The organism is Algibacillus agarilyticus, from assembly GCF_003286125.1.
GTDB classification, from domain to species: domain Bacteria; phylum Pseudomonadota; class Gammaproteobacteria; order Enterobacterales; family Alteromonadaceae; genus Algibacillus; species Algibacillus agarilyticus.
On record NZ_QMED01000003.1, the window covers coordinates 1 to 22,176 of the forward strand.

Genomic DNA, 22,176 nt, shown 5'->3' on the forward strand with positions numbered 1-22,176 from the left:
GGTTAAATTGGCGACTGCGCTCAACCAATTTCACGCTTCTGGCAATTGAAAAAAGTGTCTTGGGAGCAAAAATTGATTGGATTTTATCTGTCAAAGTCGTAAGGTTCATTGTCTTCATGTTTGTTTGTCTTTTATTAGTTTTGGCGAACCAATAAGATCACAAATTGAACATGAAGACACCTCTTTTTTTCTTAAGATCCTACATATGAAATGGATTTAGGTGTTAGAACGACGCAGGAGCCAAAGTCGAGAGTAAGCGCTGACAATGAACCATAAAACCTGAGCGAGAAGACTATACTTTAATTTTTAAAGTTTACTACCGCGTTTTTACCCGCTAAGGTGATCGGATATTAACGCCAACAGGGTTTAGACAATATCAGCTAATGTATTCATTGTCTGTTTTTCTACCCGCATGCATATGTTTATCAATTTATCTGCTGATAGTGATGCATTTCCTACGATCACACCGTCAAGTGATTTAATAGCAACAAATTGTTCTATATTCATTTCGTTAACACTGCCTCCATATATAATTTTTATGGGGTAGTTAAGATCATTGAAAATTTGCTTTATATATTTATTTACTCGTTCAACATCTTGCACACTAGCAGAACACCCAGTGCCTATTGACCATACCGGTTCATAGGCAACAATACATTTAATGCTCGGATCATTTTTGATTAACGTAATAACCGGCTTTAGTTGGTGATCAATTGCTTTAAAAGTATTGCCAAGCTGTTTCTCTACTATATTTTCACCTATACAAAAAATAGATGTCATCCCCTGAAATTGGGCGATACTCAACTTTTTCAAAATGATATCATTAGTTTCAGCGTTGTTTAAACGACGTTCTGAATGCCCGATAATCACATATTGAACACCAACATCAACCAACATTTCTCCGGATATATTGCCGGTGAAAGCACCATTATTTTCACAACTAAGATCTTGCGCACCTAATGATATCTTTGAAGAGGCTAATGTTTCCTGCACTCTTTCTAAATAGATATAAGGCGGGCATAGTACAATTTTAGGTTGATTGAGAAAGCCGCAACGAGTGATTAACTCGTGCGACAAATTTGTAACCCTATCGCGGCAACCATTCATCTTCCAATTAGCAACGACCATAAATGATGCCTGCATAAAAATACTCCTTATTGGCCTCCAGATTGACCATTAAATGATTAAACTATTGCTGGCGAATACTGTTGACTAATTTCAGCTATCTTTTGCTCTGCTTTGATATAAGCCGTTTTGACCGCTTCTTCACCTGCCGCGCTTAACGTCATATTTATCATCTCAACATCACAGCTCATACAACTTGATAACCATAAGTGTAAGTATTTTATTACAAAATCTTCATCTTCATTCCCAGATCCTTGTGTGTAATCCCCTCCACTACTGGTTACGAGTACCGCGTTTTTAGGTGATAATAATGACGTATAACCTGTTTCTGGTGCCCAACTAAATGTTAAACCGGGTTGAGTTATCACATCAATATAATGCTTCAATACATATGGAATGCCCCAATTCCAAGTCGGGGCCGCAATAATAACCAAATCAGCTTTTGCGAATCTTGTAATATGTTGGTTTAGGTTATCCCAGTGAGTTTGCTGTTCAACCGTTAAAGCTTTACCTTCAAAAATGGCATATTTAGCGGCTAAATTAACGCCATTCATATGCGGTAACGATTCTTGCCATAAATCAATCTTATCAACCGTGTAGGGTTCATCTAATTGCAGTGATTTAATCAATTTTTGGCATACATCGGTTGTAATTGAACGTTCTTTTCTTGGGGATGATTCTATAAATAATATATTTTTCATTTTTATTCCTTAGTCATATTTAAGTGAAACAAAAGTCAATATTGATGTCAGTCGTTTTAATTTAAAATTCGACCGCTATAAGTTATTGATGTATTCCGTTATTACATCAATAGCGGTTTGATCAATGATATTAGTGCCAACAAAGGGCATTTTTACGCCTAGAGTTAATGAAAATCCTGCACTATGGTGCCACTCAGGTACGAGAAAAGTATATTGCTCAAACTCCTCTGTCATTCGATAAATTAACGCACTGTCGGCCGCATTACCTGGGTTGATAACAAGTGTTGGAGAACCTGCAGGTTGTAAGTACGCTGTAATTGGTTTTGCAATCGCTGTTTTATAAGTGCCATTTTGCTGAATAAAACGAGCAGTCGCTTTATGATTAAAATTTAAAGTATTCGTAAATTCAGCTAAACCACTTTCGTTATGACAATGCCCACAGTTACCATGCAGATACCCAAATACTGAACGTTGTAACGGTGCATATTCAGATTCAGCAATAGCGGGTAAATAATCCATTTTATGGCTTACAATCTTTCTTTTCTGTAAAGCGAGTAAGGTCATCATGCCTTTAGTTAATGGCTCACCATGTATTGCGTTAGGATCACGATCATCTGATAACTGTAGAGCTGAAAAACCTAACACCGGCGTTTTTTGTGGTCCATTATCAATACCCGCTTTACTATGGCAATATTCACAATCATGCTGGCTGGGTATATCGTAGAATTTACCATTTGCAAGTTCATAATGATTTTTAATCCCTGCTTCGGGTGCTAAAACGGCATTCGTTTGTGCTTCATTCCAAACAAACGTTAACATTATCCAGCCATCATCCGCTGTTTTTTCCATCAATCGTGTTTCAATTTTTCTCAGACTGCCGTTTTCTTCAAAAGCAAACTCTTTCCAAAATTTAGTCCCAGTTGGAAAAACCCAATTATCGGGATCACGAGTGTCTATTTGAGCTCGCTTAGGTATATAAACCCAACGCTTTTTAATAGAGCCATCTGACCATAATGGATATTGTGGTAAATATTGCGCAAACACACCGCGTTGCTTACGCTTTAAATGTGAAAAAATTTTATTCTTGGGTTCTAATTGATGCACGTGGTCTAATCGATCAAAACCCGTTTCATATAACGATTTATATGTTGCCACCGACGTTGCAGAGTAAAACAATAAAATAAGGCTTAAATAAAGGTTAAATTTCATGTTAATTCCTGTTTGTTGTTATTAAAATTTGGGTAACCATTGCCGAACTAACTAAAAATGAAATTTCAGTAATGCATTAACATTACGTTCATTTGTATTGAATTCAGTGCTGCTTTGCACGCCAAACTTATTGTTCCAATATGAATATTCAATGCCAATATATATAGGGTTATCTGACGCTGGATTGACTTGCCATTTCAATTGTGAATTAAGATTAAAAGAACTTGCAAAGCCTTCTGTGCCACTGTTCCAATCATAAAATCCATCATAAACAAATTTCTGTCCAAACAGTTCAAATGGTAAGGCCCATACCATCATGAGTAATTCGTTATCAGCGTAAAATTCATTTTTTCGCATTAACGCATTCACTTTAAAATAAGTAAAACCGGGTATTTGTAAATCAGCACCCAAACCTAATAAATAATTAGTCTCGCTAGTGACTTCAGCATATTCAATGCGCCCTGCAACCAATACATCTTTTATCACCCCTACCGAAAAGGCATCATCAAACAAATAGTTACCACTAAGTCTCGGCATAACTTCGGTATAAATTGCGGGGGTTTCAATCGCCCGATCGAAACGATCAATAAAGAAAAAATGATCACCCCAATTATGCCCACCCGCATGTTCTAATGTGATCACGTTTCTGTATTTATGGCCTAATAAATAATTTTCGCCATACAATACCGATAAACTAGCATCGCTCCACAACATTTGCGAAGAAGCAAAAAAAGGCATAAACGTGATAAATATCATTACTAATTTTTTCATTTGAATACTCATTAAAATCTAATTACACAGTTGTCAGATAAACTATTTTTTGATTGATAAGACGCCAACATAGCGTTATTAGGATTGATTAATCGGGGTTCACCGACACTATTTAGCATGGGTATATCCGAAATATCATCACCATAAGCAAAGCAATTGTTTAAGTTAAGTTCATGGGCGGCGGCGTATTTTTTCAGACCTTTTGCCTTGCCTTCTCCAATGGTTGGGGAACTCTTTAATTCACCGTTATATATTCCATTTATAATTTCAAGTGGAGCGCAAATAAATTCATGAACACCTAATAAATCACCAAGCGGCTTTAATAGCGGCAAACAAGAGCCAGATACAAAGACCACATCATGATTTAGGTTTTGATGTGAATTTAAATGAGAAACAACTTGTTCATTTAATACACGATGATTTAAAAGAATAAATTTAAACCATTCACTTGCTTTCATTTCAAGGTCTGCGACAGGCATTCCCTTTAGCATTTTATAATAGAAGCGATTGACATCTTCTCGCCTGGTGCCATTTGTCATTAATTCAGATAGCTGGTTATCAAAATGATTAAATGAAACGGTTTGAGCCCAAGGATCATGTGTCTTCAAATAATTCAAAAAACTAAACATGGTTTTAATATTGATCAACGTATCATCAACATCAAAAAAAGCCGCTTTATTAATAACATCACTAAATAAGGGGTTAGAGTTTACTGTGATCATATTTTTATGCTTGCCATATTGATAGCTTCTAAGGCTGATTGTGATTCTTTCCCCTTTAAAAAATCAGCTTCATAGGTAGAAAATTCATAACAAAGTTCTGCACAAATTTGTTCATTTTGCTTGACTCTCATTGATACCGTAAATTTAAATGAGCCAGGCCTGTTTTCTTCAACACTATCAACGGTGTAATCGATTTTTATATCTAAAGGGAAGATGAATTTAAAATATTCAGCTGTATTTTTATTAATGACAAAATAACCGTTTTGCTTATAGCCCTTTAAATAATGTAACTCAGTAACCGCAAGAAACATTTGACGGCATGATTCGATGATAGCCATTCCAGGTATATGTTGACCGGTAATATGATCACGCATCTCATCACACTGATCATCAATATAAACGTTGGCTTCATAATGATTATTCGTTAATTTTATAGGTTTAGAGATCATTGAATTTGCTAAATTTTCTTTATGAACTAAATTTTTGCATGATTTGTCTAAATCCGGAAAACGCATTTTTGAACGGTAATCTTCGTTTTGTTCAACTGATTTTAGTAAAGCGTTTACCCGTTCAGCTGACACACCTTGGCCTAAAACATAAACAGAATCCACTTTAGGAGGTAAGTTATTAAACACGTTTTTTTCTAATTGATTTATAGAAATAACGTTCTCATTTTCAATAAACCGAGCGAATCGTTCACCCACGACATAAATTTTTCCCATGGTATATTTTCCTTTTATTTAAATTTAAGGGTCTTTTATTTAACATTATTAAATAGGGGTTTAATTTGATATTACTTGCCTTATACTAACCAAAAGGCTTGATCTCAGGTATAGCCATTAAATATCAAGGAATTGTGAAAAAATGTTCAACTTAAATTGGAGCTTATTACGCCATGCACTTTATACCTATCGTAAAGGCTCGGCTTCAAAAGCATCCGAAGTTTTAAATGTGACGCATGCTACAGTTATTAGAAGTTTAAAAAGACTTGAAGAAGAAGCCGGAGTTCAACTGTTTCATAAGTCATCTTCTGGTTACACTCCCACTGATAATGGTAAAAAGTTAATTGAAACAGCTGAAAAAATTGAAACACTGATATACCAATGGAAACGTGAGATTGATTTTGTTCAGCAATCACCGAGTGGTCTTCTGCAGATCACCACCACAGAAGCCATCATGGATTATATGATTTGTCCGCACTTAGAAAGCTTTTACACGCAATTCCCTGATATTAAAATTAACTTCACCACATCAAATGGGTTTCAAAATATCACACACCATGAATTTGATATCGCATTACGCTCTACAACATCACCACCAGAACATTTAGTTGGCCGTAAAGTAACTCCGTTACCTTGGGCTATTTATCAATCTAAATTACATGACGTGAGTCAGCAATGGATAGGTTTTACTGACACCTCTCTGCTCCCTGTACAATGGATGAACGAACTATACCCTGAAGCTAATTTTCATCTTAAAGCGTCTTCAATTGTCAGTTTAGTCGCGGCTGCACGTGCTGGCTTAGGTTCAGCAATGTTACCTTGTTTTGTAGCAACAAGTTTTGATGATCTTGAAATAACCCAACGTTTGGATGCTAAATACGCGACTGAACTTTGGATGCTATACCATCAAGAATCACGTAACTGTCCAAAAGTTCAAGCATTTGTTAAATGGTTTTATGCAATTCAATTATCAAATGCTTGAGTCTGAAAAATTTAACCTAATTAGACATCACTTTTTGTGTCGTTGGGCTGTTATTTTTCGTTTTGAAATTAATCAAGCACAAAGGCCAAAATTGAAGGTGAGCCGTGATTGCAACTAATAACGGAAAACTAAATGCCAGCATTGCATTAGCAACCCATAACTCTTGCTGATAAAGTCCACCTATTAATGCTTCGGGTAACATCTGTTGTGCAAACCAAAAATATAATAGATTAAGTAGAAACCCCGCAATGGCACTTACTATAACCAAGTATATGCCTCTTGTAGGCTGCTTAATATGGCTGAATAATTGCCCCGAAAATAAATTTAGCGGTACAAACATACCAAATATATATGATATCGGACCATTAACCAGGTAGATAACAGGATCGAAATCCCAATAATTAACAAATAAGAGATAGATAGACCCTGCAATTGCAATAATTGATAAGGATTTAATCAGGTTGCCAACGAACGCTTTATTGCCTAATTTTATTTGGCTAATAGGCCAAAAATCAAATAAAACAAAGGTGAAAATAACGGCGACGGTCGTGACTAAAAAAGCCACCACATTCCATGATTTAAACCAACCTTTGGGGTCAAGCGTCTCTTCATATAACGGACTTGATTGCATAAATTCAAAGCTAAAAGAAAAATTGAATATTAAATACCCTAAAAATAAGCCGACAAACACAACGGATAAAGCAAGCCATTCCGGTTTATTGGTAAATTTAGCTATCGGCCAACACTGCCAAACTATCGCATACCAAAACGTTGCCACGACAACTGCAATAGCGTAATTAATAACCGGAGGTTTAGGTAACTCGATACCGCCACCTACAGTGTAATATGTAACTATACTGACCAAAATAGCACTAACGGCACAGCATAAAATAATCAGTAAACCTTTACTGGGTAGGCTAAGTCTAGCGAGCAAACGGGGTTTATTCGTTTCTAATAAAATACCACTGGCAACTTGAAAAGGCACACACATGATAAAAGCCAAAACGAGCCATGTTTCCATAAAAGCATAGTCGACGAAATGCATTATCGACATTGTGAGTGTAATCACTAATGTGAGTGTAATTAAAGCTATATAGCCTTGTTTATATGTAATCATTTTTTTCACGTCCTGTATCAATCTAAATTTAACGGGGTTTACCCTTATGTATGACTCGGTAAATTAAGTAAAATAAGGATCAGCAATGAGAGTACTAGCAATATTAAATGTACAATCTGTACCATTCCCATTTTTATCCAATAACCAAACCATAAACCACCCACCATAAAAAATAACCACAACGACATAAAACAAGTCATTGCAAAGGTGGGTAAACTCATACTTTGCTCAAACGAAAAAGATTCAATTCCCAATAACAACCCAATTAAAATGAAGGCTGAGGCGAGTAATAAAATAGCTACGACTAATTGTATCGTAGCTAATAATTTTAAAAACCAAATGACGAAAGCGGTATTTTTTACCGCTCGGTGAAGTAAACCGACCCCTAAGTCATTGTCATGTTTGATTGCGGCCATCGTCATCATTTTTTTTAGTAATGTTAAATTTGTCCTTGGATCAACAAAATTATTAATAGCCGCCAATAACAGCCAAGTGCCAAGCCCAAATAAAATAATACCTTTAGCCAATAATAATGCGTCTAAAGGCATATTAAACCTCACAAATAAGGCTTTTATCTAATAAAGGTTTGAGTCGATGAGATAATCTGACACGCGTTAACTTTAAGGCAAAATAATTTTGTGTGTGTGAAGCTTGCATGTGTTTACGAAAGGCGTCTTCGTCCACCCAATGCTCCCATAGTGTAAATATATTACTTTCTCCATTAACCTGACAAACAGCAAATTGAATACACCCTTCTTCTTGTTCTGTAGCACGCTGTAACTTAGCTAATTCTTGTTTTGTCAATTGTAACTTATTTATATTGTTAGCAACCAACTCTACATATATCCATGTTCCTGACATGTTTTTCCTTAATAATGAGTTACATACCCAAGTGACTGCAAGATGCTGAACTCGCATTTTGAAGCGACTTGGGTATAGGTAAATACATTTAGCCTAATTGTTTTATATCACTGGCTAATTCTTGAATGAAGCTATCATGTAACCAGCCCGGAGTTGAACGACGATTCATGATCGTATTCCAATTAACTTCTCGTTCGAAAGAAATAACGTTATTATCACGACCCACAATAACCCAACCCCATGTACCGAGTTGTTCAAAAAATAATTTAACGCGCATACCAGTGACTAAGTGCGCTTCACCATGTAAATCAACAAATGGGAAAGGCGATTCGTGTGGAATTTTGTTTGGTTTTTCAAGTTGTGCCATCACCCATTTAATTTCATATTTACCGACTAAATCGGGTGCGATAGTGGGTAAAAATTCAGCAGCAATTGCTTTCGCTTGATCTTCAGACGGTAAACCTGAACCACAGTGCTGTTTCTCGATATGAATAAAACCCATGATTTTAGTCGCGTCTAAATCGACACTTACACTAAAATGTTCCCCACCTAATACACTTTGCTCTTGATGTGATTGCTGATAGCGAAAAACAAATACCGGAATACTGTCATGACTCAATAATAAACAACTAACAACCACATAGCCTTCAGGAACTTTGACTTGTTTTGCGATTAATTGCTCAGCTAATACTTTCTGTTTATCAATACTTTCATTTTTTAACATGTTAATAATACTCTTAATTAATTTATAAAAGGATGCCGCCACGTACCACGCCACCCTGTGTCGTTCCATATAACGGTTCAAATTCAGGGGCTAGATTTCTACCTTCATAAGCCGCTAGCCATAAACGCATCAATAAACGTGAATATTCAGTGGTATCGGTATAGGTATTTCTTGAATGACAAATTGTAAAATTATTGATAAATTGAATATCGCCTTTATCAAAAGATAAATTAAAACAAACATCATCTTGGTTTAAACGCATATCAAGATAATCTAATGCTTCAATTTGAATTGCGGTTAAACTGGGCACGCCTTCTATATCTTGGCTTAGCTCTATAAAGCGACGTAAATATCGACTTGCAAATTTATCGTTATGACTGGTAAAAACAGGTAATTGATAATAAGCCGACAATCCATCTGCTTCAAAAGGTGCACGGCCATGATAAAAATCCGTACATAATACTTCAGCTAAATCAGGGCGTTCTTTTTTTATTTTATTGTACACATTCGTTAAACTTGCCAGTTTGCTTTCGCCCCCTGTCGCAGATTTATTAATGCATAATAACGAGACGATATCGCTTCTGTCGGTATGCCAAGGAAGTTGATCACTTGTATTAGTGCCTCGCCCTGCCTGTGCATAAAGGTTTTCGCCTTTGTTATACACCTCTTGTAATAACTCACCTTCAAGACTTTGGGGTAAAGGGTGTCCCAAATAACAACCGATGCCTAAGAAAAGTATTTTTAATTGCTCTTTTGTGTAATTATCAACGGGCAGCCCTTTAATAACGACCAAGCCTAAATCATTTTCTATTGCACTGCGTATCGCTATTAATTTTTGACTTAACTGCGGTAAAACAAAGTTTTCCATCGTAATTTGATTTAACGTGACACCGCTTTGTGAAAATTGAATTAACGCAAAATCAATTTCACTTATATCAACATCAGTTAAATAATATCGCCAACTGCTATCAGCTTGTAAATCAGCAGGTTGCCACGCTGACCGATCATTAATAAACGCTATACTTTTGTTCATGCAATCATCTCTGTTGAATATTGATCTTGCAAAAATTCTCTTATTGGATAATCACCGTTAATGACATCAATAGTGCGTCTTTGAGCAGGTAAATCCGGATTTGATAAGCACTGTAAAATAAGTTCAACCACGTCTTCTCTCGCGATACAACTCTGTGCATTATTACTATCACCCCAATCAAACTTACCCGTCACTAACCCCGTGGCTTCAGTATCTAATAAACGACCAGGACGCAATAATGTGTAATTTAATGTTGATGTACATAATTTCTCATCCGCTAAATTACGGGCAACTAAATAATGTCGAATTCTTTCAGGTCCACGTAATGGGGCATCTGCCTTTAATGAACTCACCATAATGAAATGCTTAATTCCTTGTTTTTCACTCTCTTCTATCACACGAATTGAACCCCATAAATCCACTAATAATGTTTTATGTGGACTCGATTTAGCGCCCGAACCTGCACTAAAAACAACCTGTTCGCAACCACTGATCGCATCTGAGATATTGCCTTCTAAATCACCAAATACCGCTTCAACGCCTAACGAAACAAACTGCTCAATTTGGCCAAGATCTCTTACCATAACTCTGATATCTAAGCCTGCATCGACACAGCGTTGAACCAATCTTTTGCCTATTTTTCCATTTCCACCAATAATTAGTGTTTTCATATTTAACTCCATCTATAATCATTATTTATGTAAATTGTTTTAGCTTTTAAGTAACATTTTCTTAGTATGAACAAGGTTTAAGCTCGCTTGAATACTCATTATTGAAAGGGCTGTTGTGCATTTTTTAACACCCCATAAATACCGTCGTATTAACATGACTCTAATACATGTGTGAAAGCCACTGATGCAGCCCCTGAAAAGTTCTGTGCTAATGCAATACCAGCATTTCTGACTTGGTTGCACCCAGCGTTATCTGTTAATTGTAAAAAGCATTCTGCGAGTTGATAAATTCCCGTGGCACCAACAGGGTGACCACGCGCTTTAAGTCCGCCAAAAGTACAAATAGGAAGTTGACCTTGTAAACTAATTTGGTTGCTTTGTGCATAGTCAGTTCCCTCTCCTTTTTCTGCAAAGCCAGCCGCTTCTATACTTAATGCGGTCATCACCGTATAAGCGTCATGTGGTTCAAAAATATCAACATCTTTGAAAGAGATACCTGATATTTTATATGCTCGTTTAAATGATAATTCTGCAGAGGCTAATTGCACCGGAGACCTTCGATTCGAGAGCGCTAATTCATCACACGCCACAGTCGACGCTAATATTTTAACAACATGATGACCTTGTAACTGGCAATAACGCGCCATATCAGCGTTACCTAATAAGATAGTTGCCGCACCATCACAAATAGGAGGCGCATCTAATAAGCGCAATGGCGCTATTAACATACGAGATATCGTATAATCGGCTTTGCAAACAGGCTTACGCAACATTGCATTAGGGTTTGTTAACGCATTTTTATGTGCATTAACTGAAAAACCTGAAAAACGGTCGGCATCAACATTATAAGTAGACATATAATTTTGCATTAAATCAGCATTCAAGCTTAAAAATGTAGAGCCCTGGCTCCCTTCAGTTTCTCTATGAGAAGCAGTAGCTAATGCTTTAGTTGTTGACTCTCTATCTGCATGTGTCATTTTTTCAACGCCGCAAACAGCTACAACATCATGGCAACCGCTTGCAACAGACATATACCCAATGCGTGCAGCCGCAGCCCCTGAAGCACAAGCACCTTCAGCGGTAAAAGCTTCCACTCCACTTAATCCTGCAAAGTTCGCAATTTTAGTCGCTACCAGTTGTTGCTGGCACAATTGGCCTGCCATCATGTTGCCTGCATATAAGGCACTAATTTTCTTCGATTCAAGCCCGATGCTTTCAAGTGCAATACCGATAGATTCAGAGCCCATTTCCCCCACACACATTTCTTTGCGTTTACCCACTGGTGTCATGCCAACACCTAAAATAAAGACGTCTTTGTTGCCCATTTTATATTCCATATAAATATAACTAACCTTAAAAACAAACAATATATATAAGGGGCTAAGTTTAAATAATTAAGACACTCCCTCAAAGTTTTAATATTGCTATTATGATTTTTGTGAAAGCGGATAATAATTTTTATTAAAATTAACCCGACTGTAGGTATAATCAACGAGATCCTAGATTAGAATAACATTTGAATTTCTTGTCTATTCCCCCACATCTAGTCACCATAATAAATGATGATGAAGTTCCGCCCTATGCCTAAAAATGCACAAGCGTATTGTAAAAATAGATCAATTAATGTTATTTAAATTTAATAGTCGTCATTTATATGTTCTGAATATAATTTTTTGATTTAGGCTCCACTCAAACGAGAGCTTACGGCTTTAAGGCAAAGCCAATATATGTAATTTAATGAATACACCAGAACGGAGTATTGCGAATGACCTTGGGTGTAACTGGCCCTTTAGGGTGACTAAAATTGTTAATGCCAAATTTTTAGCTTAAAAACTGCAATAAATGATCTAAAGGTCCCCGTTTTCTATAAACGTTGACCATTTAAGTACCTTGTCATGCCTTTTTTTCATTGGTGTTTTAGCGCGTTGATCATTATCACCGTTTGGTAGATTAAGGCCGACGTATAATGTAATGATAATTTTAGCTGGGTAACTCGTATTAAACTAAAACATCGTTTGTTTTACAAACGATGCATTAGCTTATTTGTTATCCCAAGTTTAGGTTAAATATTTTTTAGCCAAGTAATAATCAACACTTACGTAACGGCCGCCACCATAAAAAAACAAACAGAAAAACATAACAAAATACGTGATTGCAAATTCAACGCCATTATTTAAAATAGTGAATGACCCACTGCTCGTTAGCCATTCATAATTACCGTATTCTTGTAAAATACTTTTTGCCATCGCTAATTTTTCTTGTGATGCCAAAACTTGATCATTAGCTAGCCAGCTGCTGCTATCAGCAATAGCCAGCCATCCGTTCTGAATATGAACACTAAAAGCGGCAACTAACATGGTGATCATTAACGGAATAGAAATCCAACGAGTCGCTAAACCTATTATGAGTAAAATCCCGCCTATTAATTCTGTCGACATGGCTAAAAATGCCATTAAAGTTGGCAATGGCATGCCTAGATAAGCAAACCACTCGACAACGCCACCAAATCCCACGTATTTATTATAACCCGCTTGTAACATGACAGGCGCTAAATACAGTCTAACTAACAAAGGGGCTAACCCATCTAATGCTTTCGATTTATCTAATAATTGATGTAGTGGTAAATAATATTTTTTGATTAAACTCATTATGTTTTGTTCTCAAAATTAGGGGTGGTTAACTCACCTGAACAATAAATGTTGCGTAAAGTAAATAAAACGACGATTTTAAAAGAGTCTATTAAACATAAGCAAATAAACCTTTTGTAGCGATTAATCATAAAGACCTTAGAAAATTGAATTAACTTTCACTTCACTTAAATTGGTAAGCGATAAATAGCTGAATATTAAGCTTTAGTTGATATTAATTACGACTTTGGGTTTAAAAAACCAGACACCTTCTTTAGAATAGCGTTAATTAAAAATAATAGATAAAATACAGCATGGCGCAAGTAACTATAACCTCTCCTGCTCTTCCTAAATTAAACAGCAAAAACATCGACAGTATCAGCTGGGGAAACTTGCAAGGCAGTAGTTTATCTTTAGCGTTAACCCACGCTGCTCAAACTAACGACTCTCCTTTTGTGGTGATCACGCAAGATACCCCATCGGCTTTGCGCTTAACGGATGAATTAACGGCTTATGCAAGCCAATACCATACACCAGTTTATTATTTTCCTGATTGGGAGACCTTACCCTATGATACGTTTTCACCACATCAAGATATTATTTCACAAAGATTAGCCACGCTTAATCAATTACAAACAAGTCAGCCTGGTATATACGTTGTTTCTGCGAGTACGGCTTTAGGCTATCAAACGCCCCCCACCTTTTTTCATCAATATTCATTAATGCTCAAACAAGGCCAACGGATTGATATTCAGGCGATGCGTGATCGTTTGTCGCTCGCGGGGTATCGATTAGTCGATCAAGTCATGGAGCACGGTGAATTCAGTGTTAGAGGCTCTATTCTTGATTTGTTTCCAATGGGCAGTATGCAACCTTACCGGTTAGATTTTTTTGATGAAGAGCTCGATTCAATTCGCTGTTTTGACACGGAAACTCAACGCTCTGACGATAAGATTGACGCGATTAATTTGTTACCCGCTCACGAATTTCCAACGGATGCCCCCGCAATTGAATTATTTCGTAAGCAATTTAGAGATGAATTTGAAGCCAATACCAACAAAGAATCAATCTATTACCAAGTAAGCAAAAATATTATGCCTGCAGGGATAGAGTATTATTTACCGCTATTCTTTGAACAATGTGTCACGTTATTTGATTATATTCCGACTGATACTCACATTGCATATTCTTGCCAAATCATGGCAAAAATAGAACATTTTTTAGACGATGTAGCCACTCGATATGAAAATAGACGTTTTGACAAAAATCGCCCGTTATTAAAACCAAATCAATTATTTTTATCTGCAAATACGTTTTTTGCCAAACTCAAACTATTTCCTCGTATCGAATACAATGTTGACCCTGTCGATGATAATAAAAGCGGGCGGTTTAATTACCATACCAACGTTATTAACGATATAGCCATTGATGCACAATCAAAAACACCGTATAAAAATTTACTCGACTACATCAATAAAACACCCAATGTGGTGTTTTTATGTGAAACCCAAGGTCGGCGCGAAACCGTTTTAGAAATGCTCGTTAAAGCCAAGCTGAAACCTAAAGTCTATGAGAATATTCAAGCCTATTTAGCCGCACCTGAAAAATTAGCGATTTGTGTTACCGCTTTTGAACACAGTTTTGTGGCTAAAGTTGAAAGGCGTACAATCTCATTTATTTGTGAAACCGAGCTATTAGGTAACCCGGTTAGTCAAAAACGCAGACGACGTAATAAAAGCCAAATAACGACCAGCGAAAGTATTGTTAAAAATTTGGCTGAATTATCAACCGGCCAACCCGTTGTGCATGTTGATCATGGTGTCGGTCGTTATATCGGCTTACAAACACTTGATACAGGCGGAATGCCGACTGAATTTTTAACGATTGAATACGCAGATTCTAAATTGTATGTGCCCGTGGCAAGCTTACATTTAATATCGCGTTACTCGGGTGCCGATGTTGATAATGCCCCCATGCATAAGTTAAGCAGTGATGCATGGCAGAAAGCCCGACGTAAAGCCGCTGAAAAAATTCGTGATGTCGCAGCAGAGTTACTGGATGTATATGCTAATCGCGCAACCAAATCAGGCTTTAAATTTCGCTTAGATGATGAAGCTTATAAACAATTTTGTGCGGGTTTTCCATTTGAAGAAACAGAAGATCAACAAAATGCAATTAACCATGTTGTGAATGACATGGTTTCGCCACAAGCAATGGACCGTTTGGTGTGTGGTGATGTGGGTTTTGGTAAAACTGAAGTCGCGATGCGAGCCACTTTTGTGGCCGTAAACGAAGCAAAGCAAGTTGCCGTATTAGTGCCCACAACATTGTTAGCCCAACAGCATTACGAAAATTTTAAAGACCGATTTGCAAACTGGCCTATACGTGTTGAAGTTTTGTCTCGTTTTAATACCGCCAAAGAACAAAAAGAAGTGCTGACGGCACTCGAAGAAGGCAAAGTCGACATTATCATTGGTACACACAAATTATTGCAACCCGATGTTAAATACGCCGATTTAGGCTTATTAATTGTTGATGAAGAACACCGATTTGGTGTACGCCAAAAAGAAGTTATTAAAAAGCACCGCGCCAATATCGATATTTTAACGCTCACCGCAACCCCAATTCCCCGCACATTAAATATGTCGATGAGTGGTATGCGTGATTTATCGATAATTGCCACACCACCAGCAAAACGCTTGTCCGTTAAAACGTTTGTTAGGCAATATGATGAAGCCACTGTTAAAGAAGCCATTACCCGAGAAATTATGCGCGGTGGCCAAGTGTACTTTTTACATAATGCGGTAGAAACCATAGAAAGAACCGCAGCGGACCTACAAGAACTTTTACCGGATGCTCGGATTATTGTAGCGCATGGTCAAATGCGTGAACGCGATTTAGAACGTGTCATGTCTGAATTTTATCATCAACGTTATAATGTTTTAGTTTGTAGTACGATCATCGAAACCGGTATAGATATACCCAGTGCTAACACCATTATAATTGATAGAGCGGATAACTTCGGTTTAGCACAACTCCACCAATTACGGGGGCGTGTTGGCCGTTCTCATCATCAAGCTTATGCATACCTTCTTACTCCACACCCTAAACGGTTAAGTAAAGATGCCAAGAAACGTTTAGATGCCATTTCGACCTTAGAAGATTTAGGCGCTGGGTTTGCCTTAGCAACACACGATTTAGAAATACGGGGCGCGGGTGAGTTACTCGGTGATGGGCAAAGCGGGCAAATAGCGTCAATCGGTTTTACGCTTTATATGGAAATGCTTGATAAAGCCGTTGAATCATTAAAACAAGGCAAAGAGCCTTTACTAGATGATGTATTGCGACAACAAACTGAAGTCGACTTACGTATACCGGCATTATTGCCAGAAGATTATATTCATGATGTCAGTTTACGTTTATCGTTATACAAAAAAATTGCCAGCTGCTCAATCGAACGGGATGTTGACGATGTTCACATTGAGTTAATTGATCGTTTTGGTTTATTACCAAGTTCAGCTAAAAATTTATTAAAACTCACCAAATTGAAAATAATTGCGCAAGGGATCGGGATTAAAAAATTAGATGCGGGCCCTAAAGGTGGATTATTAGAATTTTTAGCTGACACAAAAGTTAACCCCGAAAAAATAATCGGTTTAATTCAATCGGCGCCCACCGTGTTCGGCTTTGGTGGACCAGACAAAGTTAAATTTACGATTGATACACATAACGCCGAAGATAGAATTGAATTTATCGAAAAATTGATAAATGATCTTGCTGACTAAATCAGCTTAAATAAATGGACCTAACAGTGAATTCATCACGTTTTTTATATTTTTTAACCATTATCGTCGCCTGCTATACGTTGCGTGTTAATGCCAATGAACGCTGGTTTGAAGTTGAATTAGTTATTTTTTCTCATGATAACGACACTGAACAACTGAGTGAAAAATTTCCAGATACGGCAAATATTATTGATGTTAATAAAGCAAGGGATTTAATTTCATCTCGTTTTCCGCAATCGGGTGCAGAAGCGTTAGCTTTGCTTCCCCAATGCGACGCATTAGTTGCCAAAGACAAAGCGCAAGCAACCCCTTTTCAATATTTTACGGCACCTGACATATTAATAGATGATACCTATGAGTTAGACGCTCAACTCACTTCTATGATTGAACAAGGCAATAAACCTGGGGTATTTGGTGATGATGCCTCATTCATAACCACAGATGAGAGGACTAATGAAAGTCGTCAAGAGAATCCTGATGTAAACACGGCTAACCAAACTAAAATAATAACTCAGCCAAATAATGAACTGAACTCGTCTATTGCATTAGATAACACGGGCCAAGAAAGTGTAATAACGACAGAATTAACAAATGCAGAAACAGTAAATGAAAGCAAAAATTTATTTCAAACCGTATCGTTATTAAATAAAGCGGCTTGGCAAACAGGTGGCGTATTAAATCATTGCAAACAAACCTTTCCATCATCAATATTTACAGAAGGTAAAATCTTAAACGAGATACAAAACAAAATTTATTGGTCTGATATCCCTTTAAGATTATCGGCAATCGAAAATGTATATAACAGACAGCCTTATTTAATCAGTGATGCCTCGTTACACTTCCGTAAAGAAGTTCAAAAGTTAATGTGGCGGAATGATATAAAACCATTATTACACTTCGGCTGGCGTCAACCCGTTAAATCAGAAAGAAGAGAAAAACCTTGGCGCATATTTACCGGCAAAAACTATTCACGTGAATATCAATATTCAGGTGAACCCGTAGTCGATGGATCAGCTGAAAATCAATTAACAACTCAAGTAGCCACGTTAAATGATGCACCATTAAATACCGAATTAAGCCCAGATGAAAATTTAAGCTTAGAACATCACAGCGTCGTGAGTAATATTCAAAATTTGTTAGGCAAAATAGATCAAGGCGAATGGCAAGTAGAAAAAGCGCAATGGCAAGATAAAGTAGAAAAGTGGCAAGCAAAACAACTTTCAGATTCAATGCCAGAGCAAGTATGGGAATTCGATGGTTTATTTAAAATATACTTGCGCCATTACCTCTACATAGAAACCGAATTCAATGTGAGAAAAGTCGGTAAACATCCATTACAATTGGCTTTGCAAGAGGAAGTTAATCAACATCACGAGAAAAATAACCAACTTAATTTACCTATTGAAGTTGGCTATAACGAAGATGTGAATGCCCGCAAAGCGGCCTTACCTGATTCTTACTTATACGCCTATCCATTTAAGCAAAATAGACGTATTCGCAGCGGTGAAATACATTATTTTGATCACCCTTTGATGGGAATTATGATGCAAGTGAGAAAATACACGCCACCTGTAGCACCTAAAGAATAGTGCAAATACAAGTAGAATATCAGTTAAGACAAATTATATTATTTGATGGACGTAGCCAGAATCAAAGTAAACAAAACAAAAATTTGATTCTGGCTTGTTAAAAACAAATAAGTGATTGATGGATTAGATTGCACAAAATTAATACATCTAATAAGTTTTGACTGGCTTTACTCAGCTAAATATGACACAAGATTATTAAACTGATGAATGATAGCCAATCTATAGTCAGCAAGGTAATTTAAAGTTTAATCGTTACCTATTAACTTGTCATTAATAGGTTCACACCATACAAACACAGCAACGACATAAAACCAGCTAATATATCATCCAGCATAATACCAAACCCACCGTGTACCTTTTGGTCGACCCACTTTATTGGCCAAGGCTTTAAAATATCAAAAAAACGAAACAACACAAAACCAATAATGATATTTTGCCAAGTCAACGGTATATACCAAAATGTAATCATTAACCCCACCACTTCGTCCCAAACAATGGCAGGGTGATCATGTGTATTTAATGCTTTAGCCGTGTAGCCACAAAAATAACAGCCTATCACAGCAAAAAATACGGTTAATATGCTGTAACCTATATCGCCTAACAAACTCGCAAGAATAACTACAGGGATAGCCGCTAGCGTGCCAAAAGTACCGGGGGCAAAAGGTGCAAGTCCACTGCCAAAACCTAACGAAAGAAAATGAATGGGGTTTAATAAATTTAACTTTTTTAGTTCAGGTTTAATCATTATTTATCGTTATTATTAGCATAGCTAGCCTAAGATGGATCAGGCTAGCTATATTAGATTAAGTTAATCAGCAATATTTAAATCGTTAATATTCTTTTACCGTTGAATATCTACTTTAAATAAAACACGCTGACATTTTTGTATCCTGCTTCATGTAATAAGAGAGCTTGCAGTTTACTCATTACACCTTTTTTACAATAGAGTAAAAATTCACTTTCAGGTGGTTTGGTTTTAGCAAATTCTGCAAATTTAGTGGCTAATTTATAAAATGGAATGTGAGTGATGTCAGCATCATCAATCTCTAACGGTTCACTGTCTTCTTCATCAGGTGATCGAATATCAATAATGACAGATTGTGTGTTTAATTCGCTGACAGCCTCTACTTGCCCTACTTCAGCGTCTGCTTCTTCTTTTAAATCTTTAATGTCATAAACAACACAATCACTAACAACTTGATCGATTAAAGCCATATTAAAGTTGTTTTCGGTGGCTTCAACTTTTGCTAAAGGTGCTGCAACATTGGGTTTTTGCGAAATAACACCACAGAATTCAGGCATGGTTTTAGCAAAATCTTCAGTACCAATAACACGAGCCGTGTCAATGATATCTTGTTTATCTAAATGTATGAGCGGTCTGATCACCAACGTCTCAATCGACCGATCAATAACATTTAAATTGGTTACGGTTTGGCTTGAAACTTGACCTAAACTTTCACCGGTTACTAACGCTTTGATATTAAACTTATTAGCCACTTGTTCAGCCGCACGTAACATCATTCGTTTTAACACAACACCCATTAAACCTGAACTGGTGTTTTCTAAAATTTCAGCAACAATGGGTTGAAAATCAACAGCAATAAACTTAACTCTATGTGAGGCACCAAATTTATCCCATATATAATAGGCAACTTGCTTAACACCAATCTCATGTTCACGGCCACCTAAATTAAAAAATAAATAATGAGTACGTGAGCCTTTTCTGATCATGTAATAACTAGACACACCAGAGTCAAAACCACCCGAGATAAGTGAAAGTGTATCTTCTTGTGTCGCAATAGGAAAACCACCTAAGCCTTTAAACTTACGCGCAATAATTAATAATTTATCATCATTAATTTCAAGGTTGACCGTAACATCAGCATTTTTTAATTTAACTTTGGCTGACTCAACCGATTGATTAAGCGCACCACCAAGGTATCGCTCAAGATCTAAAGATGAAAATTCGTGTTTACCACGACGTTTTACATTAACTCGGAATGTTTTATTGACAATAAGTGGTTGATAGGTAGGAAGCACTTGATCACAAATATCATCAAAATCCGTATAGTCAGATTCCAATACTTGATTAAATTGAGCAATACCCGGCGTACTGGCTAATATATCAATACACGCATCTAAATGTGTTTCTGAAACTCTGACTTGCAAAAAATCCCAATTACGTTGAACTTTTGCACTTTCGTCAACTCGGCGTAAAACATTCTTTATATTACTTTCTAGAATTTTAATAAAACGTTTACGAACAGAATTACTTTTTACTGCAATTTCAGAATGAAATTTTACGATGAATTTAACCATGAGAGTCTCAAAAAAGCTTAGAAAATGGTGGCGGATTATACATGAAGGCGTGGTGGTTTAAAAATTTTAGGTTAATAAAACGAAAAAAGGTGAGTAATTTATATTACTCACCTTTTTGTTAGATGGTTAAAATCGATTATTGTTCTATTTCAAACAACGATTCTATCGATAAACCTTCGTGTGTTAATACATCACGTAAACGTTTTAATGCTTCAACTTGAATTTGGCGAACTCGTTCACGTGTTAAACCTATTTCTTTACCTACATCTTCTAGTGTAGAGGCTTCATAGCCCAGTAAACCAAAACGACGAGCAAGTACCTCACGTTGCTTAGGGTTTAACTCTTCTAACCAATGGACAATGCTGTGTTTGATATCATCATCTTGTAAGTTGTTTTCAGGACCTGAGCTATTTTCATCAGCGATAATGTCAAGTAACGCTTTTTCTGAGTCACCACCTATGGGTGTATCAACTGATGTAATTTTTTCATTTAAGCGTAGCATTTTACTTACATCAGACGGACTCTTGTCTAACATTTCAGCTATTTCTTCTGCCGTTGGCTCATGATCTAATTTTTGAGCTAATTCACGTGAAGCGCGTAAATACACATTTAATTCTTTAACAACATGGATTGGTAAACGAATGGTGCGGGTTTGATTCATGATTGCGCGTTCAATCGTTTGTCGGATCCACCAAGTTGCATAAGTAGAAAAACGAAAGCCACGTTCAGGATCAAATTTTTCTACCGCTCGAATTAGGCCAAGGTTGCCTTCTTCAATTAGATCAAGCAAAGCTAATCCACGGTTATTATAACGGCGGGCTATTTTTACCACTAAACGTAAATTACTTTCAATCATACGCTTGCGGCTTGCATCACACCCTTTAAGGGCTTTACGTGCAAAAAAGACTTCTTCTTCTGCCGATAATAAAGGCGAGAAACCAATTTCACCTAAATAAAGCTGAGTGGCATCAAGTGTTTTTGTAAATTCTTCTTGGGTTAAGGTTTCTTCTTTAGATGATTTTTTAGTTGATTTAGGGGCTTTTTCTTCCAACTCGATAACATCATCGATTTCCATATCAACAATTGGTGTGTTGTCTGTTTCAGTATTTTGTGTACGACTCATATGTTTCTCCAACTCAACAAATAATTATTCGTTTTTAAACCATGGTTGGTTTAAAAACGTATTCCATTTATCGTTACACTCTAAAGCACTATGGT

At 36.7% G+C, this 22,176-nt stretch carries 20 protein-coding genes; 3 read left to right on the forward strand and 17 right to left on the reverse strand.

Annotated features, from left to right (window positions below):
* Positions 1-366: 366 nt before the first annotated feature.
* The 6 genes from tpiA to DPX34_RS03485 form a co-directional block, all read right to left on the reverse strand.
* The gene (gene tpiA / locus DPX34_RS03460; protein WP_111977025.1) at positions 367-1,143 is read right to left on the reverse strand and encodes a triose-phosphate isomerase; all 777 of its coding nucleotides are present in this window, start codon (positions 1,141-1,143) and stop codon (positions 367-369) included.
* Positions 1,144-1,184: 41 nt separating this feature from the next.
* Entirely contained in the window at positions 1,185-1,826 is a 642-nt protein-coding gene (locus tag DPX34_RS03465; RefSeq protein WP_111977026.1) for an FMN-dependent NADH-azoreductase, read from the reverse strand.
* A 75-nt stretch (positions 1,827-1,901) separates the two neighbouring features.
* The gene (locus DPX34_RS03470; RefSeq protein ID WP_111977027.1) at positions 1,902-3,035 is read right to left on the reverse strand and encodes a hypothetical protein; all 1,134 of its coding nucleotides are present in this window, start codon (positions 3,033-3,035) and stop codon (positions 1,902-1,904) included.
* A 51-nt stretch (positions 3,036-3,086) separates the two neighbouring features.
* The gene (locus DPX34_RS03475; RefSeq protein WP_157964608.1) at positions 3,087-3,806 is read right to left on the reverse strand and encodes an outer membrane protein OmpK; all 720 of its coding nucleotides are present in this window, start codon (positions 3,804-3,806) and stop codon (positions 3,087-3,089) included.
* 11 nt (positions 3,807-3,817) lie between these two features.
* Positions 3,818-4,528, reverse strand: a complete 711-nt coding sequence (locus DPX34_RS03480) for an HAD family hydrolase (protein WP_111977029.1) — start codon at positions 4,526-4,528, stop codon at positions 3,818-3,820.
* A complete protein-coding gene (locus DPX34_RS03485; RefSeq protein ID WP_111977030.1) occupies positions 4,525-5,250 on the reverse strand; it encodes an AfsA-related hotdog domain-containing protein in 726 nt (241 codons plus the stop codon). Before DPX34_RS03485 ends, DPX34_RS03480 begins: the two co-directional genes overlap by 4 nt.
* Before the next feature lie 142 nt (positions 5,251-5,392).
* On the opposite strand from DPX34_RS03485, the gene DPX34_RS03490 reads away from it, so the two are divergent.
* A complete protein-coding gene (locus tag DPX34_RS03490) occupies positions 5,393-6,232 on the forward strand; it encodes a LysR family transcriptional regulator (protein ID WP_111977031.1) in 840 nt (279 codons plus the stop codon).
* Between the two features lie 16 nt (positions 6,233-6,248).
* Here DPX34_RS03490 and DPX34_RS03495 read toward each other — a convergent pair whose 3' ends face one another.
* From DPX34_RS03495 to DPX34_RS03530, 8 genes are all read right to left on the reverse strand, one after another.
* On the reverse strand, positions 6,249-7,349 hold the full coding sequence (locus tag DPX34_RS03495; protein ID WP_111977032.1) for a hypothetical protein: 1,101 nt from the start codon (positions 7,347-7,349) through the stop codon (positions 6,249-6,251).
* 44 nt (positions 7,350-7,393) lie between these two features.
* Positions 7,394-7,897 carry a DUF2165 family protein gene (locus DPX34_RS03500; protein ID WP_111977033.1) on the reverse strand — a complete coding sequence of 168 codons (504 nt, stop codon included), beginning with the start codon at positions 7,895-7,897 and terminating at the stop codon, positions 7,394-7,396.
* A gap of 1 nt (position 7,898) precedes the next feature.
* The gene (locus DPX34_RS03505; protein ID WP_157964609.1) at positions 7,899-8,210 is read right to left on the reverse strand and encodes a putative quinol monooxygenase; all 312 of its coding nucleotides are present in this window, start codon (positions 8,208-8,210) and stop codon (positions 7,899-7,901) included.
* An 88-nt stretch (positions 8,211-8,298) separates the two neighbouring features.
* Complete coding sequence (locus DPX34_RS03510; RefSeq protein ID WP_111977035.1) at positions 8,299-8,934, reverse strand: hypothetical protein; 636 nt, start codon at positions 8,932-8,934, stop codon at positions 8,299-8,301.
* Between the two features lie 22 nt (positions 8,935-8,956).
* A complete protein-coding gene (locus DPX34_RS03515; RefSeq protein ID WP_111977036.1) occupies positions 8,957-9,967 on the reverse strand; it encodes a TauD/TfdA family dioxygenase in 1,011 nt (336 codons plus the stop codon).
* The gene (locus DPX34_RS03520; RefSeq protein WP_157964610.1) at positions 9,964-10,638 is read right to left on the reverse strand and encodes an SDR family oxidoreductase; all 675 of its coding nucleotides are present in this window, start codon (positions 10,636-10,638) and stop codon (positions 9,964-9,966) included. The genes DPX34_RS03515 and DPX34_RS03520 overlap by 4 nt, the downstream gene beginning before the upstream one ends.
* 149 nt (positions 10,639-10,787) lie before the next feature.
* Positions 10,788-11,963, reverse strand: a complete 1,176-nt coding sequence (locus DPX34_RS03525; RefSeq protein ID WP_198673614.1) for a thiolase C-terminal domain-containing protein — start codon at positions 11,961-11,963, stop codon at positions 10,788-10,790.
* A 732-nt stretch (positions 11,964-12,695) separates the two neighbouring features.
* The gene (locus DPX34_RS03530; protein ID WP_111977039.1) at positions 12,696-13,286 is read right to left on the reverse strand and encodes an HvfX family Cu-binding RiPP maturation protein; all 591 of its coding nucleotides are present in this window, start codon (positions 13,284-13,286) and stop codon (positions 12,696-12,698) included.
* Between the two features lie 293 nt (positions 13,287-13,579).
* Here DPX34_RS03530 and mfd point away from each other — a divergent pair, with 293 nt between their 5' ends.
* Entirely contained in the window at positions 13,580-17,050 is a 3,471-nt protein-coding gene (gene mfd / locus DPX34_RS03535) for a transcription-repair coupling factor (RefSeq protein WP_111977040.1), read from the forward strand.
* A 26-nt stretch (positions 17,051-17,076) separates the two neighbouring features.
* Positions 17,077-18,639 carry a CsiV family protein gene (locus DPX34_RS03540; protein ID WP_157964611.1) on the forward strand — a complete coding sequence of 521 codons (1,563 nt, stop codon included), beginning with the start codon at positions 17,077-17,079 and terminating at the stop codon, positions 18,637-18,639.
* A gap of 259 nt (positions 18,640-18,898) precedes the next feature.
* Here DPX34_RS03540 and DPX34_RS03545 read toward each other — a convergent pair whose 3' ends face one another.
* The 3 genes from DPX34_RS03545 to rpoS all read right to left on the reverse strand — a co-directional run bounded on the left by DPX34_RS03545 (position 18,899) and on the right by rpoS (position 22,081).
* Positions 18,899-19,384: a phosphatidylglycerophosphatase A family protein gene (locus DPX34_RS03545; protein WP_111977042.1), complete on the reverse strand. Its 486-nt coding sequence runs from the start codon at positions 19,382-19,384 to the stop codon at positions 18,899-18,901.
* 110 nt (positions 19,385-19,494) lie between these two features.
* On the reverse strand, positions 19,495-20,958 hold the full coding sequence (gene thiI, locus DPX34_RS03550; RefSeq protein ID WP_111977043.1) for a tRNA uracil 4-sulfurtransferase ThiI: 1,464 nt from the start codon (positions 20,956-20,958) through the stop codon (positions 19,495-19,497).
* Positions 20,959-21,094: 136 nt separating this feature from the next.
* Positions 21,095-22,081: an RNA polymerase sigma factor RpoS gene (rpoS, locus tag DPX34_RS03555; RefSeq protein WP_111977044.1), complete on the reverse strand. Its 987-nt coding sequence runs from the start codon at positions 22,079-22,081 to the stop codon at positions 21,095-21,097.
* Positions 22,082-22,176: the final 95 nt, after the last annotated feature.

Bases quoted from the DNA above. Each gene is read 5' to 3' on its own strand.
- DPX34_RS03470 (WP_111977027.1), bottom strand. From the start codon at position 3,035: ATGAAATTTAACCTTTATTTAAGCCTTATTTTATTGTTTTACTCTGCA.
- thiI (WP_111977043.1), bottom strand. From the start codon at position 20,958: ATGGTTAAATTCATCGTAAAATTTCATTCTGAAATTGCAGTAAAAAGT.
- DPX34_RS03485 (WP_111977030.1), bottom strand. From the start codon at position 5,250: ATGGGAAAAATTTATGTCGTGGGTGAACGATTCGCTCGGTTTATTGAA.
- DPX34_RS03495 (WP_111977032.1), bottom strand. From the start codon at position 7,349: ATGATTACATATAAACAAGGCTATATAGCTTTAATTACACTCACATTA.
- DPX34_RS03525 (WP_198673614.1), bottom strand. From the start codon at position 11,963: ATGGGCAACAAAGACGTCTTTATTTTAGGTGTTGGCATGACACCAGTG.
- rpoS (WP_111977044.1), bottom strand. From the start codon at position 22,081: ATGAGTCGTACACAAAATACTGAAACAGACAACACACCAATTGTTGAT.
- DPX34_RS03480 (WP_111977029.1), bottom strand. From the start codon at position 4,528: ATGATCACAGTAAACTCTAACCCCTTATTTAGTGATGTTATTAATAAA.
- DPX34_RS03515 (WP_111977036.1), bottom strand. From the start codon at position 9,967: ATGAACAAAAGTATAGCGTTTATTAATGATCGGTCAGCGTGGCAACCT.
- DPX34_RS03490 (WP_111977031.1), top strand. From the start codon at position 5,393: ATGTTCAACTTAAATTGGAGCTTATTACGCCATGCACTTTATACCTAT.
- mfd (WP_111977040.1), top strand. From the start codon at position 13,580: ATGGCGCAAGTAACTATAACCTCTCCTGCTCTTCCTAAATTAAACAGC.
- DPX34_RS03475 (WP_157964608.1), bottom strand. From the start codon at position 3,806: ATGAAAAAATTAGTAATGATATTTATCACGTTTATGCCTTTTTTTGCT.
- DPX34_RS03530 (WP_111977039.1), bottom strand. From the start codon at position 13,286: ATGAGTTTAATCAAAAAATATTATTTACCACTACATCAATTATTAGAT.
- tpiA (WP_111977025.1), bottom strand. From the start codon at position 1,143: ATGCAGGCATCATTTATGGTCGTTGCTAATTGGAAGATGAATGGTTGC.
- DPX34_RS03505 (WP_157964609.1), bottom strand. From the start codon at position 8,210: ATGTCAGGAACATGGATATATGTAGAGTTGGTTGCTAACAATATAAAT.
- DPX34_RS03545 (WP_111977042.1), bottom strand. From the start codon at position 19,384: ATGATTAAACCTGAACTAAAAAAGTTAAATTTATTAAACCCCATTCAT.
- DPX34_RS03500 (WP_111977033.1), bottom strand. From the start codon at position 7,897: ATGCCTTTAGACGCATTATTATTGGCTAAAGGTATTATTTTATTTGGG.
- DPX34_RS03465 (WP_111977026.1), bottom strand. From the start codon at position 1,826: ATGAAAAATATATTATTTATAGAATCATCCCCAAGAAAAGAACGTTCA.
- DPX34_RS03520 (WP_157964610.1), bottom strand. From the start codon at position 10,638: ATGAAAACACTAATTATTGGTGGAAATGGAAAAATAGGCAAAAGATTG.
- DPX34_RS03510 (WP_111977035.1), bottom strand. From the start codon at position 8,934: ATGTTAAAAAATGAAAGTATTGATAAACAGAAAGTATTAGCTGAGCAA.